At 72.1% G+C, this 16,932-nt stretch carries 14 protein-coding genes; 12 read left to right on the top strand and 2 right to left on the bottom strand.

What is annotated here, in order from left to right; translation table 11 throughout:
- Positions 1-37 precede the first annotated feature (37 nt).
- The 4 genes from ABIA33_RS26300 to ABIA33_RS26285 all read left to right on the top strand — a co-directional run bounded on the left by ABIA33_RS26300 (position 38) and on the right by ABIA33_RS26285 (position 4,517).
- Positions 38-1,063 (top strand): carbohydrate ABC transporter permease, encoded by a 1,026-nt coding sequence (locus ABIA33_RS26300; RefSeq protein ID WP_370084988.1) that lies wholly within the window; start codon positions 38-40, stop codon positions 1,061-1,063.
- A 33-nt stretch (positions 1,064-1,096) separates the two neighbouring features.
- Entirely contained in the window at positions 1,097-2,014 is a 918-nt protein-coding gene (locus ABIA33_RS26295; protein WP_370084987.1) for a carbohydrate ABC transporter permease, read from the top strand.
- 26 nt (positions 2,015-2,040) lie between these two features.
- Entirely contained in the window at positions 2,041-3,303 is a 1,263-nt protein-coding gene (locus tag ABIA33_RS26290) for a 6-phospho-beta-glucosidase (protein ID WP_370085092.1), read from the top strand.
- 71 nt (positions 3,304-3,374) lie between these two features.
- On the top strand, positions 3,375-4,517 hold the full coding sequence (locus tag ABIA33_RS26285; protein WP_370084986.1) for an N-acetylglucosamine kinase: 1,143 nt from the start codon (positions 3,375-3,377) through the stop codon (positions 4,515-4,517).
- Positions 4,518-4,601: 84 nt separating this feature from the next.
- Here the strand turns inward: ABIA33_RS26285 and ABIA33_RS26280 are convergent, their stop codons facing one another.
- Entirely contained in the window at positions 4,602-4,976 is a 375-nt protein-coding gene (locus ABIA33_RS26280; RefSeq protein WP_370084985.1) for a cupin domain-containing protein, read from the bottom strand.
- Positions 4,977-5,078: 102 nt separating this feature from the next.
- Between ABIA33_RS26280 and ABIA33_RS26275 the strand changes: the two genes are divergently transcribed.
- The 8 genes from ABIA33_RS26275 to ABIA33_RS26240 all read left to right on the top strand — a co-directional run bounded on the left by ABIA33_RS26275 (position 5,079) and on the right by ABIA33_RS26240 (position 16,346).
- Positions 5,079-5,537 carry a MarR family winged helix-turn-helix transcriptional regulator gene (locus tag ABIA33_RS26275; RefSeq protein ID WP_370084984.1) on the top strand — a complete coding sequence of 153 codons (459 nt, stop codon included), beginning with the start codon at positions 5,079-5,081 and terminating at the stop codon, positions 5,535-5,537.
- Positions 5,538-5,714: 177 nt separating this feature from the next.
- On the top strand, positions 5,715-7,133 hold the full coding sequence (locus ABIA33_RS26270) for a hypothetical protein (protein ID WP_370084983.1): 1,419 nt from the start codon (positions 5,715-5,717) through the stop codon (positions 7,131-7,133).
- A 14-nt stretch (positions 7,134-7,147) separates the two neighbouring features.
- Entirely contained in the window at positions 7,148-8,083 is a 936-nt protein-coding gene (locus ABIA33_RS26265) for a glutamate ABC transporter substrate-binding protein (RefSeq protein ID WP_370084982.1), read from the top strand.
- A 138-nt stretch (positions 8,084-8,221) separates the two neighbouring features.
- Positions 8,222-9,574, top strand: a complete 1,353-nt coding sequence (locus tag ABIA33_RS26260; RefSeq protein WP_370084981.1) for a hypothetical protein — start codon at positions 8,222-8,224, stop codon at positions 9,572-9,574.
- 40 nt (positions 9,575-9,614) lie between these two features.
- Positions 9,615-12,374: a tetratricopeptide repeat protein gene (locus ABIA33_RS26255; RefSeq protein WP_370084980.1), complete on the top strand. Its 2,760-nt coding sequence runs from the start codon at positions 9,615-9,617 to the stop codon at positions 12,372-12,374.
- 6 nt (positions 12,375-12,380) lie between these two features.
- Positions 12,381-13,865, top strand: a complete 1,485-nt coding sequence (locus ABIA33_RS26250; RefSeq protein ID WP_370084979.1) for a PP2C family serine/threonine-protein phosphatase — start codon at positions 12,381-12,383, stop codon at positions 13,863-13,865.
- Positions 13,866-13,868: 3 nt separating this feature from the next.
- Positions 13,869-15,215, top strand: coding sequence for a VWA domain-containing protein (locus ABIA33_RS26245; RefSeq protein WP_370084978.1), 1,347 nt, complete (start codon positions 13,869-13,871; stop codon positions 15,213-15,215).
- A 105-nt stretch (positions 15,216-15,320) separates the two neighbouring features.
- On the top strand, positions 15,321-16,346 hold the full coding sequence (locus ABIA33_RS26240; RefSeq protein WP_370084977.1) for an FHA domain-containing protein: 1,026 nt from the start codon (positions 15,321-15,323) through the stop codon (positions 16,344-16,346).
- Between the two features lie 3 nt (positions 16,347-16,349).
- Here the strand turns inward: ABIA33_RS26240 and ABIA33_RS26235 are convergent, their stop codons facing one another.
- Complete coding sequence (locus ABIA33_RS26235; protein WP_370084976.1) at positions 16,350-16,832, bottom strand: Lrp/AsnC family transcriptional regulator; 483 nt, start codon at positions 16,830-16,832, stop codon at positions 16,350-16,352.
- Positions 16,833-16,932 lie beyond the last annotated feature (100 nt).

Raw genomic sequence — 16,932 nt, 5'->3', positions numbered from 1 at the left:
AGACCTGACTGACCCCTCCCACGCGGCGGTGAACGAGATGAGCAGTGCGGCCGACGTCGGCCTGAAGCCGGCCAGGACGAAGAAGACCGGTCGATCCAAGAGCAGGCAACCGAGCAGGCTGCCGGTGCCGAGGGCGCTGCGGCTGCGACGCCGGCGGGAGCTGCGGGTCGCGCTGGCCTTCCTCTCGCCCTGGCTGATCGGCTTCGCGGTCTTCTTCCTCTACCCGCTGGTCTCCACGCTCTACTTCTCCTTCATGCACTACGACGGGTACAACCCGCCGAACTTCGTGGGGATCAAGAACTGGCGCTACGTGTTCACGGAGTTCCCGTACTTCTGGCCCGCCGTGCGCAACACGCTGTGGCTGGTCGTGGCGATGGTGACCCTGCGGACCGTCTTCGGCCTCGGCATCGGCATGCTGATCACCAAGATCAAGACCGGTTCGGGCTTCTTCCGCACCGCCTTCTACCTGCCGTACCTGGCCCCGCCGGTCGCCGCCACCATCGGCTTCGCGTTCCTGCTCAACCCCGGCACCGGACCGGTCAACCAGATCCTGCACACCCTGGGGCTGCCCCAGCCCGGCTGGTTCACCGACCCCAGCTGGTCGAAGCCTTCGCTGGTGCTGCTGGGCCTCTGGGGCATCGGCGACCTGATGGTCATCTTCATGGCGTCGCTGCTCGACGTGCCCACGGAGCAGTACGAGGCCGCCTCGCTGGACGGCGCCGGCCCGTTCCAGCGGTTCCGCTACGTCACCCTGCCGAACATCCAGCCGATCATCATGTTCGCCGTCGTCACCGGCGTCATCAACATGCTGCAGTACTACACCCAGGCGATCGTCGCCGGTCAGGTCGCCAGCGGAGTGATCAGCGGCTCGGGTCAGAACTACATCCCCGGCTACCCCGACAACTCGACCTGGACCCTGCCCCAACTGATCTACAACCTGGGCTTCCAGAACAACGACGACATCGGCTCGGCCTGCGTGGTCTCCATCATCCTCTTCGTGATCGCCATGGCCTTCACCTCCCTGCTGATGCGCCGGCGCTCCGGCCTCATGGGCGATGACTAGGACCGGCGAACCGGAAAGAAGGCTGTTGATCCCATGAGCAATACTCTCTCCTCCACGGAGCTCCCGGTGACGTCGAGTACCGCCCGCGCCCGGAGCCCCCGCTCCGCCGAGTCCAGAAGGGCCGCCCGCAACCGGCGACTGAACTGGATCGCGGTGCACTCGCTGGGCATCGCCGCCGCGCTGTTCTTCATCCTCCCGTTCGTCTTCCTCTTCCTCACCTCGGTGATGACGGACAACCAGGCGCTGAGCACCGACCTCTGGCCGCACCAGTGGGTCTGGAGCAACTACACCAGGGTGTTCCACGTCCCGGGCTTCACCACCTGGTGGAAGAACAGCCTGGAGTACGCCGTCATCGGCACCGTGCTCACCGTGGTGTCCTCCGTCCCGGTGGCCTACGCCCTGGCCAAGTTCCGCTTCCCCGGACGCCGCTTCGCGCTGATGGCGGTCATCTCGATGATGATGCTGCCGCCGCAGGTCGTGATCGTGCCGATGTACCTGGTGTGGACCAACCAGCTGCACCTCACCGGCACCCTGTGGCCGCTGATCATCCCGATGGCCTTCGGCGACGCCTACTCCATCTTCCTGCTCCGCCAGTTCCTGCTGACCATTCCCAAGGAGTACCTCGACGCGGCCAAGGTGGACGGCTGCGGCGAACTCCGCACCCTGCTGCGCGTGGTGCTGCCCATGGTCAAGCCGGCCATCTCGGCGGTAGCGCTGTTCCAGTTCTTCTACTGCTGGAACGACTTCTTCGGACCGCAGATCTACACCGCGTCCAACCCGGCGGCCTGGACCGTGTCCTACGGCCTGCAGTCCTTCCACGGTGCGCACCACACCGACTGGAACCTCACCATGGCCGCCACGCTGCTGGTGATGGCACCCGTCATCATCATCTTCTTCTTCGCACAGAAGGCCTTCATCGAAGGCGTGACACTGACAGGGGTCAAGGGCTGATGAGCCGCACCACCACACCACATGCCCTGAAGCTTGTCGTCGTCGGCGGCGGATCGACCTACACCCCCGAGCTGATCGACGGTTTCGCCCGCCTCAGGGACACCCTGCCGATCGGCGAGCTGGTCCTGGTCGACCCCGCCGCCGACCGCCTTGACCTGGTCGGCGGGCTGGCCCGCCGGATCTTCGCCAAGCAGGGCCACCCCGGCACCATCAGCACCAGCTCCGACCTGGACTCCGCCGTCCAGAACGCCGACGCGGTGCTGCTGCAGCTGCGCGTCGGCGGTCAGGCCGCCCGGAACCAGGACGAGACCTGGCCGCTGGAGTGCGGCTGCGTCGGCCAGGAGACCACCGGCGCCGGCGGTCTCGCCAAGGCGCTGCGCACCGTCCCGGTCGTCCTGGACATCGCCGAGCGGGTCCGCCGGGCCAACCCCGACGCCTGGATCGTCGACTTCACCAACCCGGTCGGCATCGTCACCCGCGCCCTGCAGACCGCAGGCCACAAGGCCGTCGGGCTCTGTAACGTCGCCATCGGCTTCCAGCGCAAGTTCGCCGGGCTGCTCGGCGTCGTCCCGGAGCGGATCCAGCTGGACCACGTCGGGCTGAACCACCTCACCTGGGAGCGCGGCGTCCGGCTCGACGGCCGGGACGTGCTGCCCGAGCTGATCGAGAACTTCGGCCCGGCCATCGCTGCGGACCTGGAGCTACCGCTGTCGCTGGTACGGCAGTTGGGCGTGGTCCCCTCCTACTACCTGCGCTACTTCTACGAGCACGACCGGGTCGTCGAGGAGCTCAGGGTCAAGGGCTCGCGGGCGTCCGAGGTCGCCGCCATCGAACGGCAGCTGCTGGAGATGTACGGCGACCCGGCCCTGGACGAGAAGCCGGCCCTGCTGGCCAAGCGCGGCGGGGCGTTCTACTCCGAGGCCGCGGTGAACCTGGTCGCCTCGCTGCTGGGCACCGGGTCGGCGGCAGGCGCGATCCAGGTGGTCAATGTCAGCAACAGCGGCACCCTGCCGTTCCTCCCCGACGACGCCGTCATCGAGGTGCCCGCCGTGGTGGACGCGACCGGTGCGAAGCCGCTGCCGGTCCCGCCCGTCGAGCCGCTGTACGCCGGGCTGATCTCCCATGTGACGGCGTACGAGCAGCTCGCTCTGGACGCCGCGCTGCGCGGTGGCCGGGACCGGGTGTTCCAGGCCCTCCTGGCCCATCCGCTGGTCGGCCAGATCGACCTCGCGGACCAGCTGACGGACCGTCTGATCGCGCACAACCACGAGCATCTGGCCTGGGCGTGACGACGATCAGTGAACGGGGTCCCGGCAGCGAGAGCGGATGCGCAGTGACGCACAAACACGACAGCACGGCCATGGACACTGCGAAGGGCACCGCGCCTGACCCGGCTTCCGGCAGAGCGCCGGGCACGGCGCCGAGCGCCACCCTCGGCAACCCGATCGGCTCCGGCAGCCTCGGGGCCGTCGGACCGGAGCTGGTGCTGGGTGTCCTCGCCATCGACGCGGGGAACAGCAAGACCGATGTGGCCCTGGTCAGCGCCGAGGGACAGGTGCTCGGCACCGCCCGCGGCGGCGGCTTCGTCCCCCACCTCAGCGGCGCGGACGCCGCCGTGGCAGCCCTCGCACCGCTGGTGGCCAGGGCCGCGGCCGAGGCCGGATTCGACCTCACGGCGGATCGCGGCCCGCTGGTCAGTCATGTCTCGGCCTGCCTGGCGAACGCCGACCTGCCGATCGAGGAGCAGCGCCTGCAGGAGGCCATCGCCGCCCACGGCTGGGCCAGGACCGCGGTCGTCGCCAACGACACGTTCGCACTGCTCCGGGCCGGCACGGACGCCCCGCGCGGGGTCGCCGTGGTCTGCGGCGCGGGTATCAACTGCGTCGGCCTGCTGCCGGACGGACGCACCGCACGCTTCCCCGCCCTCGGCATGATCACCGGGGACTGGGGGGGTGGCGGCGGCCTGGCCAACGAGGTCATGTGGGCCGCCGCCCGGGCGGAGGACGGGCGCGGTCCGCACACCGCGCTCGCCTCCGCCGCCGCAGCGCACTTCGGCCTGCCCTCGGTGGGCGCGGTGGCCGAGGCGGTGCACCTCGGTGCCATCGCCGAGGACCGGCTGCACGAGCTGGTACCGGTGCTGTTCGCCACCGCCGAGGCCGGGGACACGACGGCGCTGGAGCTGGTCGACCGTCAGGCGGACGAGATCGTCAGGCTCGCGGTGGTCGCGCTGCGCCGCCTGGACCTGCTGGACTCCCCGGCGGACGTGGTGCTGGGCGGCGGGGTGCTGGCCTCGCGGCAGCCGCTGCTGCTGGACGGCGTGAACGCGCGGCTGGCGGCGGACGCCCCGTATGCGATGCCGCGGATCGTGACCACCCCGCCGGTGGTGGGCGCGGCGCTGCTGGGCCTGGACCACCTGGCCGCGGCCGGCCTCGGCGGCGCGCCGGGCGCGCAGGAGCGGCTGCGCGCCACCTATGCACTCAGACGGGCTGGGCGCACCGTCTGAGGGGGCGGTCGCACGCAGCCGGAAGCGGCCCGGCGGTGGAGTCCACCCGCCGGGCCGCTTCGCATGCGCCGCTCCCAACCGGCGTCAGTTGGCCCACGGCGGAGTGATCCTGCTGCCGTCGGCGAGAGTCGCCTCCAGGCCGACGCTGGTGCAGACCCACATGGTCGCGGGCTCGCCGCCGAGGTTGTCGACACCGAGCAGGGCTCCCGGCGGGGCGATCGCGACGTCGCCCGCGACCAGTTCGGCGACCTCGCCGTCGATGCTGAGGCGCAGGGTGCCGCTGAGGAGGTAGAGCACCTCCTCGCGGTTGATGGTGTGCGGCACGCCCGCGGTTCCGGCGGGAACCTCGGCGTGCCAGGCGCAGACTTCCTTGCTGCCGGAGCCGGGGTTGGCGTAGGCCGTGAAGCGGACGTTGTGGATCTCGTGGACGGCGGCCTGGGCGCTGCGGACGAACGGCATGACGACCTCCATAAATGGACAAGCTGCTTGACTACTGCCCGATAGTCAAGCAGCTTGTCCATTTATAGTCAAGCCCCTTGTCTTTCATGGAACACTGGACCCATGGACCCCATGGACACCTCCGCAGACGCGCGGGCCCTGCCCGCGCTGCTCCTCGCGCTCTCCGGCGAACTCGTCGCGGGCATCCAGGCCGGGGGCGCCGCGCGCGGATTCGACGACGTCCGCCCCGCCCACGGCTACGCCTTCGTCCGCCTCGCGCCGGACGGCGCCACCATCGGCGAGCTCGCCGAGCACCTGGGCGTCACCAAGCAAGCGGCGAGCCAGCTGGTCGACGAGCTGGTACGGAAGGGCTACGTGGAACGCCGTCCCCATCCCACCGACGCCCGGGCCCGCCTGGTCGTGCTGACTGAACGCGGCTGGGCCTGCACCCGCGCGGCGGACGCGGCCGCCGCCGACACCGTCCAGCCGTGGATCGCCGCCCTCGGCCCGGCCCGCTTCCACGCGCTGGTCGCCGACCTCGCCAGGCTCGCTCCGAAGGGGCCGATCCGGCCGAGCTGGTGACCGTAGCGGCTTCCGCCCCGGGCGCTGCGTCACAGCTGGGCGACGAAAGCTCAAGATCCACGCAAGTATCGTGTGGATGTCACAGGCGTTGGCCATACTGCTCCCGAAGGACTTGGACGGGCCGCAGACCGCCTGTCGGCGGCATCGGGGGCACGACGGGGGAAGGGGGCGCGACTGATGACGACGCCGGGACAGAACTACGGCGTGGGCAGCGGTGTGGGCGGAGCCGGCGGGGCTGCGGGCGGGACCGTGGCCGGGAGTGCGGTCGCACTGCCCCCCCGGCCGGGCGCCGACGCGCCCGCGCCGAGGCGCCCCTCGGCGCGCCTGCGCAGCACGCCGCCGCGACGGCTGTGGACGCTCGGATCCGTGCTCGCCCTGCTCGCCGTACTGTTCGGCGCGCTGACGGTCACCCAGGTCGTGCAGAGCTCCAACGCCGCGTCCAGCGTGGTCACCCACAGCCAGCCGCTGAGCGACGACGCCGCGCAGATCTTCCACTCGCTGGCGGACGCCGACACCACGGCGGCCACCGGCTTCCTGCAGGCGGGCAACGAGACCGACGCCGTGCGGAAGCAGTACAACAACGACATACAGACGGCGTCCACGTTGCTGGCCCAGGCTGCCGCGAGCACCTCCGCGTCCGACCCCGGGCAGCAGCAGATCCAGCAGCTCAACTCGCAACTCCCGGTCTACACCGGCCTGGTCGACACGGCGCGGGCGGACGACCGGCAGGGGCTGCCGCTGGGCGGGGCCTACCTGCGCTACGCCTCCGGGCAGTTGCAGAACGTGATGCTGCCCGAGGCCCAGACCCTCTACGCGGCCGAGACGGCCCGGCTGCACCAGGACTACGCGAACGCCGAGGCGCTGCCGTGGGCGGCGATCGGCCTGGGCCTGGTGACGCTGGGCGCGTTGGTCTGGGCGCAGATACGCCTGTTCCGGCGGACCAACCGGGTGTTCAACGTCGGAATGGTGGTCGCGACCGCCGCCACCGCGGTCGCCGTGATCTGGCTGACCGCAGCGCAGAGCATCGCCGCCTCCGACCTGAACGCGAGCAACACCCGCGGGGCGGCTCCGCTGCAGGTGCTGAACGAGGCACGAATCACGGCCCTGCAGTGCCGGGGCGCGGAGAACCTCAACCTGGTGGCACGTGGCTCGACCGACACCTACGAGACCGCCTGGGCCAAGGTCAGCGCCCAACTCGCGGGCAAGAACGGCTACCTGTCGGACGCGAACGGGATGACCGCCTCCGACCCCACGGCGCAGAATCCGATCCGGGTCGCCGCGGCGGCGTTCACGACCTGGCAGCAGCGCCACGACACGGCGAAGTCCGCGAACGACCACGGTGACTACACAACCGCGGTGAACGACACCATCGGCGTGGCGGGGGCGACCTCGACGCAGACCACCAGCGCTGCCTTCACTCAGCTCGACGACAGCCTGAACACGGCCATAAGCCGCGAGCGGGCGAACTTCCACTCGCTGGCCGACGCCGGGCGCGGGGACACCGCGCTGCTGGCGGAGGGCGCGGGCGTGCTCGCCGCGCTGGCGGCGGCAGGGGCCCTGTTGGGAATCAACCGCCGCGTGGCGGAGTACCGGTGAGGGGACGGACGGTTATGAGCGGCAAGAAGACTCGCGCGGTGGTGCTGGCGGCAGCAGCGCTGCTGCTGGCAACGGTGGCCCTGCCGGGGAGCTCGGCGGCCGAGCCGCCGACGCTGCGGGCCACCACGGCGAGCGCGCCGGACCTCGCTCCGGCAGCGACCACCTGCGACACCGGGGCGAGCCTGCAGCCGAGCACGTCCGACTCGGGCCCGGGCGTGCAGCGGATCAAGCAGCGCGGGAAGCTGATCGCCGGCATCGACACCAACAGCTACCTGTGGGGCTTCCGCGACCCGGCGACCGGAAACCTGCAGGGGTTTGACATCGACCTGGTGCACGCGCTCGCCAAGTCCATCCTGGGTGACTCCAACGCCGTGGAGTTCCTGGCCGTGCCGACCGCCAACCGGATCTCGGCGCTCAAGAACGACCAGGTGGACGTCGTGGTGCGGACCATGACGATCACCTGCGCCCGCTTGCTGCAGGTGTCCTTCTCCTCCCCGTACTTCGTGGCGGGACAGGAGGTCGTGGCGCCCAAGTCCTCGCCGATCACCGGTTTCGACGACAGCCTCAAGGGAAAGCGGGTCTGCGCGGCGACCGGTTCCACCGCGGCCGACCTGCTCAAGCAGACCAGTCACGGGGCGACCGTGGTACCGGTGGCCAACCAGCTGGACTGCCTGGTCCAGATGCAGTTGGGCAACGTGGACGCGACGATCACGGACAACGCGCTGGGCGCCGGACAGGTCGCGCAGGACCCGACGATCCACCTGGTCGGCGGGACCCTGGACCAGGAGCTGTACGGCGTGGCGATGAAGCTCGGCGCGAGCGACCTGGTGCGCCGCGTCAACGCGGTGCTGCAGGACTTCCTCGCCAACCAGTGGGACACCGAGTACAACCTGTGGCTCAAGCCGCTGGGCAAGTCCCCCGGAGCACCGAGGGTGCACTACGCGGGCTAGGAGCGATCTGACAGTCTGACGGCTAGCACGAGCACGACGAGCACGACGAGCCCTACGACCATGACGAGCAGTGCGATCGGGCGAAGAACGAACAGGAATGGCGGACGGATGGCGCTGTCGGGACCGAACGGTCCGGTGATGACCCGGGAGGAGGTGGACCGTACCCTGACGCGCCTCGGCGCGGAGCGGGACGCCGTAGAGTCGTCGCTGCTCGCGCTGCAGGACCACCCGGGCCGCCGCCTGCTCGAGGGCGCCGAGCTGGCCGGTCGCACCCGGGAGCGCTGGTCGCAGGCCGAACCGGGGCAGGGACTGCTCTGGTCGATGTTCGACACCTACTCGGAGGCGCTGGCCGCCGCCCGCGCCGTTCGCTCCCGCCGGGCCCGCCCCGGGCAGGCCGAGCTCTACGAGCTGACCGAGCTGCTGCGCGGACGGGGCGTCACCGTCTCGGCCGGGCAGCTGCCGCAGGGCGGCCCCACCCTCACCGGCGGCGCCCGGCTGAGCGAGCAGGTCAGCCTGACCGAGCTGGTCGACCGGATGAACACCTGGTACAGCCGGATCATCGAGGTGGCCTCGGCCGCCGACGCGGTCTGGTCGGCGCTGCCCGCCCGGATAGACCTGCTCACAGCGGAGCTCGGACGGGTACGGGCGCTGGCGCGCTCGGTCGGCGTGCACGTCGGGGAGCACCCGGCCGGGGACGCTCTGGAGGAGATGGCGAAGGAGCTGGCCGCGCTTCGCGGCGAGGTCGTCGCCGACCCGCTGGCGTTCTGGACGCCCCGCCCGGGAGCCTCCCTCAACGAGGGCGCACGGGGCGAGGGCGCACGCGGGTCGAACGTGGCCGGCAGCGTGGACACCAGCCGCTATGACCGCGCCGCCCGCGCCGTGGACGACATCCGGCTCGAGCTGGAGGACCTGCTGCGGCTGCGGGACGACGCGGACGAACGCCTGGAGGGCGTCGGCGAGACCCTCGCCCGGGCGGACGCCACCCTGGCGGAGGCCAGGCGGGCGCGCGGCGAGGTGCTGGCGAAGATCGCGGCGACCGAGGTCCCGGCCGTGCCGGGACCGGCCAGTGCCATGCGCGAACGGCTGGCCCAGGCCGACCAGCTGCGGCGGCACGGCCAGTGGCACCGGCTCGGCCCGCTGCTCGACACCCTTGAGGGCGCCGCGCAGCGCGAACTCCAACGCGCCCGCGAGTCGTTGACCTCGGTGACCGCGCCGCTCGCGATACGAGCCGAGCTGCGCGGGCGGCTGGACGCGTACAAGGCGATGGCGGCACGCCTCGGCGTCGCCGAGGACCCGGAACTGATCGAGCGTTACGACCAGGCCCGGCGGATGCTGTGGAGCGCACCCTGCGATCTGCGCGCCGCCGAGTACGCGGTCCAGCGCTACCAGCAGGCGCTTCGCCCGGCTGCGGGGCAGGGCAGCGGCAACGGATCGGGCGGCCCTGAGGGGCAGGCGGGCGGGCCGGTGGACGGCCGCCCGTACGGGGGTTGACCATGGTGTGGGAAACAGATTCGACAGGGGGATGGCGGGGATGACGTCGACGACAGGCACACCGTGCACGCGGCCCGACTGCACCGGCGGGGTGATCGACGCCGACGGCTACTGCGACGAGTGCGGCCTCGCTCCCCTTCCGGTGACGGTGACACCCGCGGCAGCGGCCGTGCCGGCTCCGGCGCAGGCCGGTCCGGGATCGCCGTGCACCCGGCCCGACTGCACCGGCGGGGTGATCGACGCCGACGGCTACTGCAACGAGTGCGGCCTCGCACCGCTCCCGGTGGCCGCCCGGGCCGCGGTGCCCGCGCAGGGGACGACGCCGTCGACGTACAGCTCGCGCAGCTCCACCAGCACCTCGCGGGGCTCCTCCCGCTCGCTGTCGGGACGGTCGCGCTCCGCCCGCAGCGGCTCCTCGCGCTCGTCCGTGTCCGTGCGCAGCACCCGCAGCAGCACCTCGCAGTCCAGCCGCGGCGCGCTCGGCGCCGGTCTGGTGACGGTCCCTCCGGTGCCGCGCCCCGATCCGCGCAGCATGGTCCTGGTGAACCCCGAGGTGCCGGAGCGCAAGCGCTTCTGCAGCAAGTGCGAGTCCCCGGTCGGTCGTTCCCGCAACGGCAACGTCGGCCGCCCAGAGGGCTTCTGCACCAAGTGCGGGACCGAGTACTCGTTCACGCCGAAGCTGTTCGCCGGTGACCTCGTCGGCGGCCAGTACGAGGTCGTCGGCTGCCTCGCGCACGGCGGCCTGGGCTGGATCTACCTCGGCATCGACCGCCGGGTCAACGACAAGTGGGTCGTACTCAAGGGCCTGCTGGACACCGGCGACGAGGAGGCCCTGGCGGTCGCCATCGCCGAGCGCCGATACCTGGCCGAGGTGGACCACCCCAACATCGTCCGCATCATCAACTTCGTCGAGCACCCCGACCTGCGCAAGGGCTCCATCGACGGCTACATCGTGATGGAGTACGTCGGCGGCAAGTCCCTCAAGGACCTCGCCGACGCCCGCCGCACCGCCGACGGGCGGCGTACTCCGCTGCCGGTGGAGCAAGCCATCGCGTACGCCCTGGAGGCGCTGCCCGCGCTCGGGTACCTGCACAGCCGGGGCCTGATCTACTGCGACTTCAAGCTGGACAACGTGATCCAGTCCGAGGACCAGCTGAAGATCATCGACATGGGTGCGGTGCGCCGCCAGGACGATGACGGCGCGATCTACGGCACCGTCGGCTACCAGGCGCCCGAGATCGCCACCGACGGCGTCTCCCCCGCGTCCGACCTCTACACCGTGGCCCGCTCGCTGGCCGTGCTGACCTTCGACTTCCAGGGCTACTCGACGGTCTACCGGGACACCCTGCCGGGCCCCGAGGACGTCGAGGTCTTCGCCCAGTACGAGTCCTTCTACCGGCTGCTGGTGCGGGCCACCGACCCGGACCCGGACAAGCGCTTCTCCTCCGCCCAGGAGATGGCGGAGCAGCTCACCGGTGTGCTCCGGGAGATCCTGGCGCTGCAGGACGAACGTCCGCGCCCGGCGCTGTCCACCCTGTTCGGCCCCGAACTGCGGGTCGTGGACACGGAACTGGTCGGCCCGGCGGGCTTCGACGCGCCCGGCCGCGAGACCGCGGCCAAGCGCGGGCGGAAGGCGGCACCGGCCAGGCCCCCGGCCGCGCTGCGGGTGGCGATACCCGTCCAGGCGGCGCCCGTTGGCGCGCCCGTTGGCGCGCCCGTCGCCGTACCCCGCTCCGCGCCCGTGGCGACGCCGGCGGCAGCGCTCGCGGTGGCGGCCACCGGCCACCCCGCGACCCTCTCCGGCGTCCCGGCGATCTCGCCGACCGCCCTGGCCCAGGCCGCGCCGCAGGTCCTGCCGCTGGACCCGCGTCCGGCGGCGCTTGCCCTGCCGGTGCCCCGGATCGACACCGCGGACCCCAACGCGGGTTTCCTGGCCGCGCTGATGGCCACCGGACCCGCGGACGTCATCGCCGCACTGCGCTCCGCGCCGGTCAACTCGGTCGAGCTGCGGCTGCGCGAGCTGCGGGCGCTGATCGAGCTGGCCGACCTGGCCGCGGTCGACGCCGCCCTGGCCGGCCTCTCCACCGACCACCCCGACGACTGGCGCGTCGTCTGGTACCGGGGCCTGGCCTCGCTGGTCGCCTCCGGTACCCCGGGCGGCGCCGAACCGCTCGCCGCGGCGAGGGCCGCGGCCGACGCCTTCGACGCCATCTACGACGCGTTCCCCGGCGAGGCCGCGCCGAAGCTGGCGCTGGGCATCTGCGCCGAGGCGCTGGGCGAGCGCGAGGACGCCGCCGAGTTCTACCGGCTGGTGTGGACCACCGACCGGGCGTACGTCAGCGCCGCGTTCGGCCTGGCCCGGGTACGGCTCGCCTCGGGCGACCGGGTGGGCGCGGTGCACGCGCTGGACTCCGTCCCCGAGACCTCCAACCACTACGTGGCGGCGCGGGTCGCGGCGGTTCGGGCGCGGCTGCGCGAGCGGTCGCCCGCCGAGCCGCTGCGCGCCGACCTGGACGCCTGCTCCACACAGCTCACAGGTCTCGGCCTGGACGCCCGCAGGCGCGAGGAGCTCTCCGTCGAGGTGCTCGGCAAGGCCCTGGGCTGGGTGCTGGCGGGCCGGCCCGACGGCCAGGCGGGGGCAGGGCCGGTGCTGCTGCTCGGACACCCGGCGCAGGAGCGGGAACTGCGCTTCGCGCTTGAGCAGTCGTACCGGGTACTGGCGCGTCTCGCGGAGCAGCCGGAGAAGCGGATCGAGTGGGTGGAGCGGGCCAACCGCACCCGGCCCAGGACGTGGGTGTAAACGCGCATGGACCAGTTGACCCTTTCCTGCCCGAACTGCGCACAACCGGTGGGTGAGAGCGACCGCTTCTGCGAGGAGTGCGGCATCGACCTGAGCGTCCCCCGGACGGCCGGCGGCGGGGAGCGCGGATTGCCGGCGGCAGGGGCAGGGGCACCCGGGCTCGCCGCAGGCGCGGATGCGCCTGCCGGCGGGTTGCCCGGCGGCGTCGGCGAGTCGTCCGGCGCGGCGCGGCAACCCGGTGTGCCGCCGCTGCCGCCCGGGCCTCCGCTGCAACCTCCTCCACCGCCCGGGGCCGGGATCCCGTCGCAGCCGGCCGCGGCTGACCCGCGCGCGGGCGTGCTCGGGCAGGACGCCGCGCAGCCGTCCGGCCAACCCGCCGCGGCCTCCGCGCCGGCGGCCACGCCCCCGGGGGCGACCGGCGACTTCCTGCTGGCCGCACCGGCCCGGCTGCTGGTCAGCGAGCCCGAGGGCGAGCCGGACCACGACCCTACTGAACCCGTTCCAGTCGTGACCGCGGTCGCCCCCGGCACTGGGCCGGTCTGCGTCGGCTGCGGGGCCCAGCGGATCGACGTGGACGGCTACTGCGAGGTCTGCGGGCGGGCGCAGCCGCGTCCGAGGGACCATCAGGAGCGCGCTCTCGCGGGCGTCACCGGGGTCAGCGACCGGGGCCACCGGCACCACCGCAACGAGGACGCGTTCGCGGTCGCCGCCACCTCACGCCCCGGCGGTTCCCCCGCCGTGGTCGCGGTGGTCTGCGACGGCGTGTCCTCGGCGACCCGTCCCGACGAGGCGTCACAGGCGGCCGCCGACACGGCGAGCGAGCACCTGCTGGAGTCCCTGGAATCCGGGGCCGACCCCAAGTCGGCGACCCACGAGGCGATCATGGCGGCCGCGCAGCGGGTCGAGGAGCTGGCGTCCGAGGGACCGTTGGAGCCCAGTCGCAACTCCCCCGCCTGCACCATCGTCAGTGCCGTCGCCGTCGAGGGCGAGGTGACCATCGGCTGGGTCGGCGACAGCCGCGCCTACTGGTTCCCGGACGAGCGGCCCGGCTCCGAACGGCTCACCGTGGACGACTCCTGGGCGGCCCGGATGGTCGAGGCGCACCTGATGGAGGAGGCCGAGGCCTACGCGGACCCCCGCGCCCACGCCATCACCGGCTGGCTGGGGGCGGACGCCATCGAGGTCGAGCCGCACACCGTCGTGTTCTCGCCCCCCGTCCCAGGCGTCGTGCTGATCTGCACGGACGGCCTGTGGAACTACTGGGAGGCCGCGGCCGACCTCGCCGCGGTCGTTCCGGCGGACGCCCGTACCCGGCCGCTGGAGGCGGCGCAGGAGCTGGTCAGGCTGGCCTGCGAGCGCGGCGGGCACGACAACATCACCGTGGCTGTCCTGCCCTGCCTCCCCGTCACCACCGCATCGACCCCCGCCCCTTACACACCGACCGAGCTCTCGCTTCCCGTCATGGGCGCGGGAGAGAAGCGGGAGAGCTGACACATGGCCAGGCTCACCAAGTCCAACCTGCCCCAGTTCGCCGTCGACATCTTCCAGAACGAGTACCTGGCGGAAGGCGCCCGCGAGGTCAACGCGATCGTCACGGTCACCGCGACCGGCGGCGGAACCAGCGGGGGCACGAGTGCCCAGCTGGGCGGCGTCAACGACGGCCCGGACGCGGCCGTCGTCATCATGATCGACTGCTCGGGGTCCATGGACTACCCGCCGGCGAAGATCCGCGCCGCTCGCGAGGCGACCGCCGTCGCGATCGACGCCGTGCGCGACGGCGTGGCCTTCGCCGTGATCGCGGGAACCCACGAGGCCAAGGAGGTCTACCCCGGCGGCGGGCAGCTCGCCGTGTCGCACGCGGGCAGCCGCGAGGAGGCAAAGCAGTCGCTGCGCCGGCTCACCCCCGGCGGCGGCACCGCCATCGGCACCTGGCTCAGCAAGGCCGACCAGCTGTTCCTGTCCCGCCGGGACATCTCGATCCGGCACGGCATCCTGCTCACCGACGGCCGCAACGAGCACGAGAAGCCGGCCGACCTGCAGCGCACCCTGGACCGGGTGCAGGGCCACTTCACCGCGGACTGCCGGGGCGTCGGCACCGACTGGGAGATCCAGGAGCTGCGCCGGATCTCCTCCGCGCTGCTCGGCACCGTGGACATCGCGGCCGACCCGTCGGAGCTCGCCGAGGACTTCCGCTCCATGATGGAGAACGCCATGGGCAAGGAGGTCGCGGACGTGGCGCTGCGGGTCTGGACGCCGGCCAACGCGACCGTGAAGTTCGTGAAGCAGGTCGCCCCCGCCGTCACCGACCTGACGGACCGCCGCAAGGAGTCGGGGCCGCGCGCCGGGGACTACCCCACCGGCGCCTGGGGCGACGAGAGCCGCGACTACCACGTGTGCATCGAGGTGCCCGCGGCGTCGGTGGGCAGCGAGATGCTGGCCGGCCGGATCAGCCTGGTGGTACCGCAGCCCGACGGGACCAGCGAGGTGCTGTCGCAGGGCCTGGTCAAGGCCGTGTGGACGGACGACATCGCCGCATCCACCAAGATCAGCCCCCAGGTCGCGCACTACACCGGCCAGGCGGACCTGGCGAACGCGATCCAGGAGGGTATGGAGGCGCACCGCCGCGGGGATGTCGACAACGCCACGTCCAAGCTCGGCAAGGCCGTCCAGCTGGCGCACGAATCGGGCAATGAGGACACCTTCCGGCTGCTGGCGAAGGTGGTGGACGTGGTCGACGCCAAGGAAGGTACCGTTCGATTCCGTAAGAACGTCAGCGAGGCCGACTCGATGACGCTTGAGACACGATCGACGAAGACCGTGCGCGTCAAGAAGACTCCGTAGGAAATCCGTAGAAAAGTACGGAAAGCACCACCAGACGTAGCGTCCAGCAGGAGCCGCAGGCCGGCCGGCCGGGCGCTGCACCCACGAGCCAGAGGGGGGCTCCTCATGCCGATCTGCCCGAACGGCCACGATTCGCCGACCACCGACTACTGCGACTACTGCGGTGCGCTCATGACCGGCCCGGGTCAGCAGGCTCCGCAGCAGCACCAGCAGCAGTGGGGGGCCGCACCGGCCTCGTCGGCCCCGCCTGCCTCGTCCGCCTCACCGAGCACGACCGGGCTGGAGATGTGCCCGATCTGCAGCACCCCGCAGACCGGGCGCTACTGCGAGGAGTGCGGTTACGACTACGACCTCGCCTCGCCCTCGCGCCGGGTCCGCCCCTCGGTGCCTCCGCCGCCCCCTGCCTACCAGGGTCCGCCGGCATCCCAGGCGCCCCCGGCGTCCCAGGCGCCGGGGCAGTCGCCCTACCGGGGCTACGAGCAACCCGCCCAGGGCTACCCGGCTCCCGGCCCGGCGCCCGCTCCGGACTACGGCTACCCGCAGCAGCGGCCGCCCCAGCAGCAGCCCGCGCCGCCCTCGGCCTCGCCCCCGTACGGCGTCCCCGCGGGCACCTACGGCGGGGTCCAGTACTCCACCGGTGACACCAGCGGCGGCTTCAACACCGATTTCATGCTCCAGCCCCCGGCGGAGGTCCAGCAGGAGCAGCCCCCGTCGTCCAGCCGCGGCACCTGGGTCGCCGTGGTCGCCGCCGACCGCGACTACTTCAACGACATGATGGCCCGCAGCGGCCCGGACGCCGCAGGCCTGTACTTCCCGCCGTACTCGCAGGAGCGCCGGGTGCCGATGACGGGGCGCGGGCAGCTCCGGATCGGGCGTCGCAGCAACCAGCGCGGCACCGTTCCGGAGATCGACCTGTCGACGGCTCCCGAGGACCCGGGCGCCTCGCACCAGCATGCGCTGCTGCAGGAGCAGCCGGACGGGGGCTGGGTCGTCATCGACCAGGACTCCACCAACGGCACCACGCTCAACGGCGCTCCCGACTCTCTCCCCGCCAACACCCCGTTCCCGCTGAAGGACGGCGACCGCATCCACGTCGGCGCCTGGACCACGATCACCGTCCACCGCGCCTGAGCCTCACGGGGCGCCGGTGGCGGGGGCGGCGCCCCGGAGGTGACCGAAGATCAGGCTGGTCTCGGTGTGGGCGACCGCCGGATGGGCGGTCAGATGGTCCAGCACGAAGTCGCGCAGCGCGTCCGTGTCGGCCACGGCGACGTGTAGCAGGTAGTCGTCCGCGCCCGCGAGGTGGTAGGCCGCGACGACGCCCGGCAGCCGGGGGATCCCTCCGCTGAAGCTCCTGATCTGCTCCTTGGTGTGGGCGTGCAACCGCACCGCGATCATCGCCTGGATCCCGAGGCCCACCGAGGCCGGATCGACCTCGGCGTGGAAGCCCCGGATCACCCCGCGCTCGCGCAACGCCCGGATCCGTGACAAGCAGGTCGACGGGGCGATGCCGACCGCCTCCGCGATGGCGTTGTTGGGCATCCGGGCGTCCGCGACCAGCAACCGCAGGATGGCGCGGTCGACGGGTGCGAGCTCGGGTTGAGGATTCTTCGGCACGAGGTCGGCCCTTACTCAGGAAGTGGAACACAAGCGCGATCGATGCGGCTGTATCGAAATAATATTCGGCATCGTAGCCATTCGGCGGAACTCTCTTCAT

Source organism: Streptacidiphilus sp. MAP12-16 (assembly GCF_041262165.1).
In the GTDB taxonomy this organism is placed as follows: Bacteria; Actinomycetota; Actinomycetes; order Streptomycetales; family Streptomycetaceae; genus Streptacidiphilus.
Note: the sequence above shows the minus strand (reverse complement) of the source record. Positions and strands in the feature narration are given on the sequence as shown.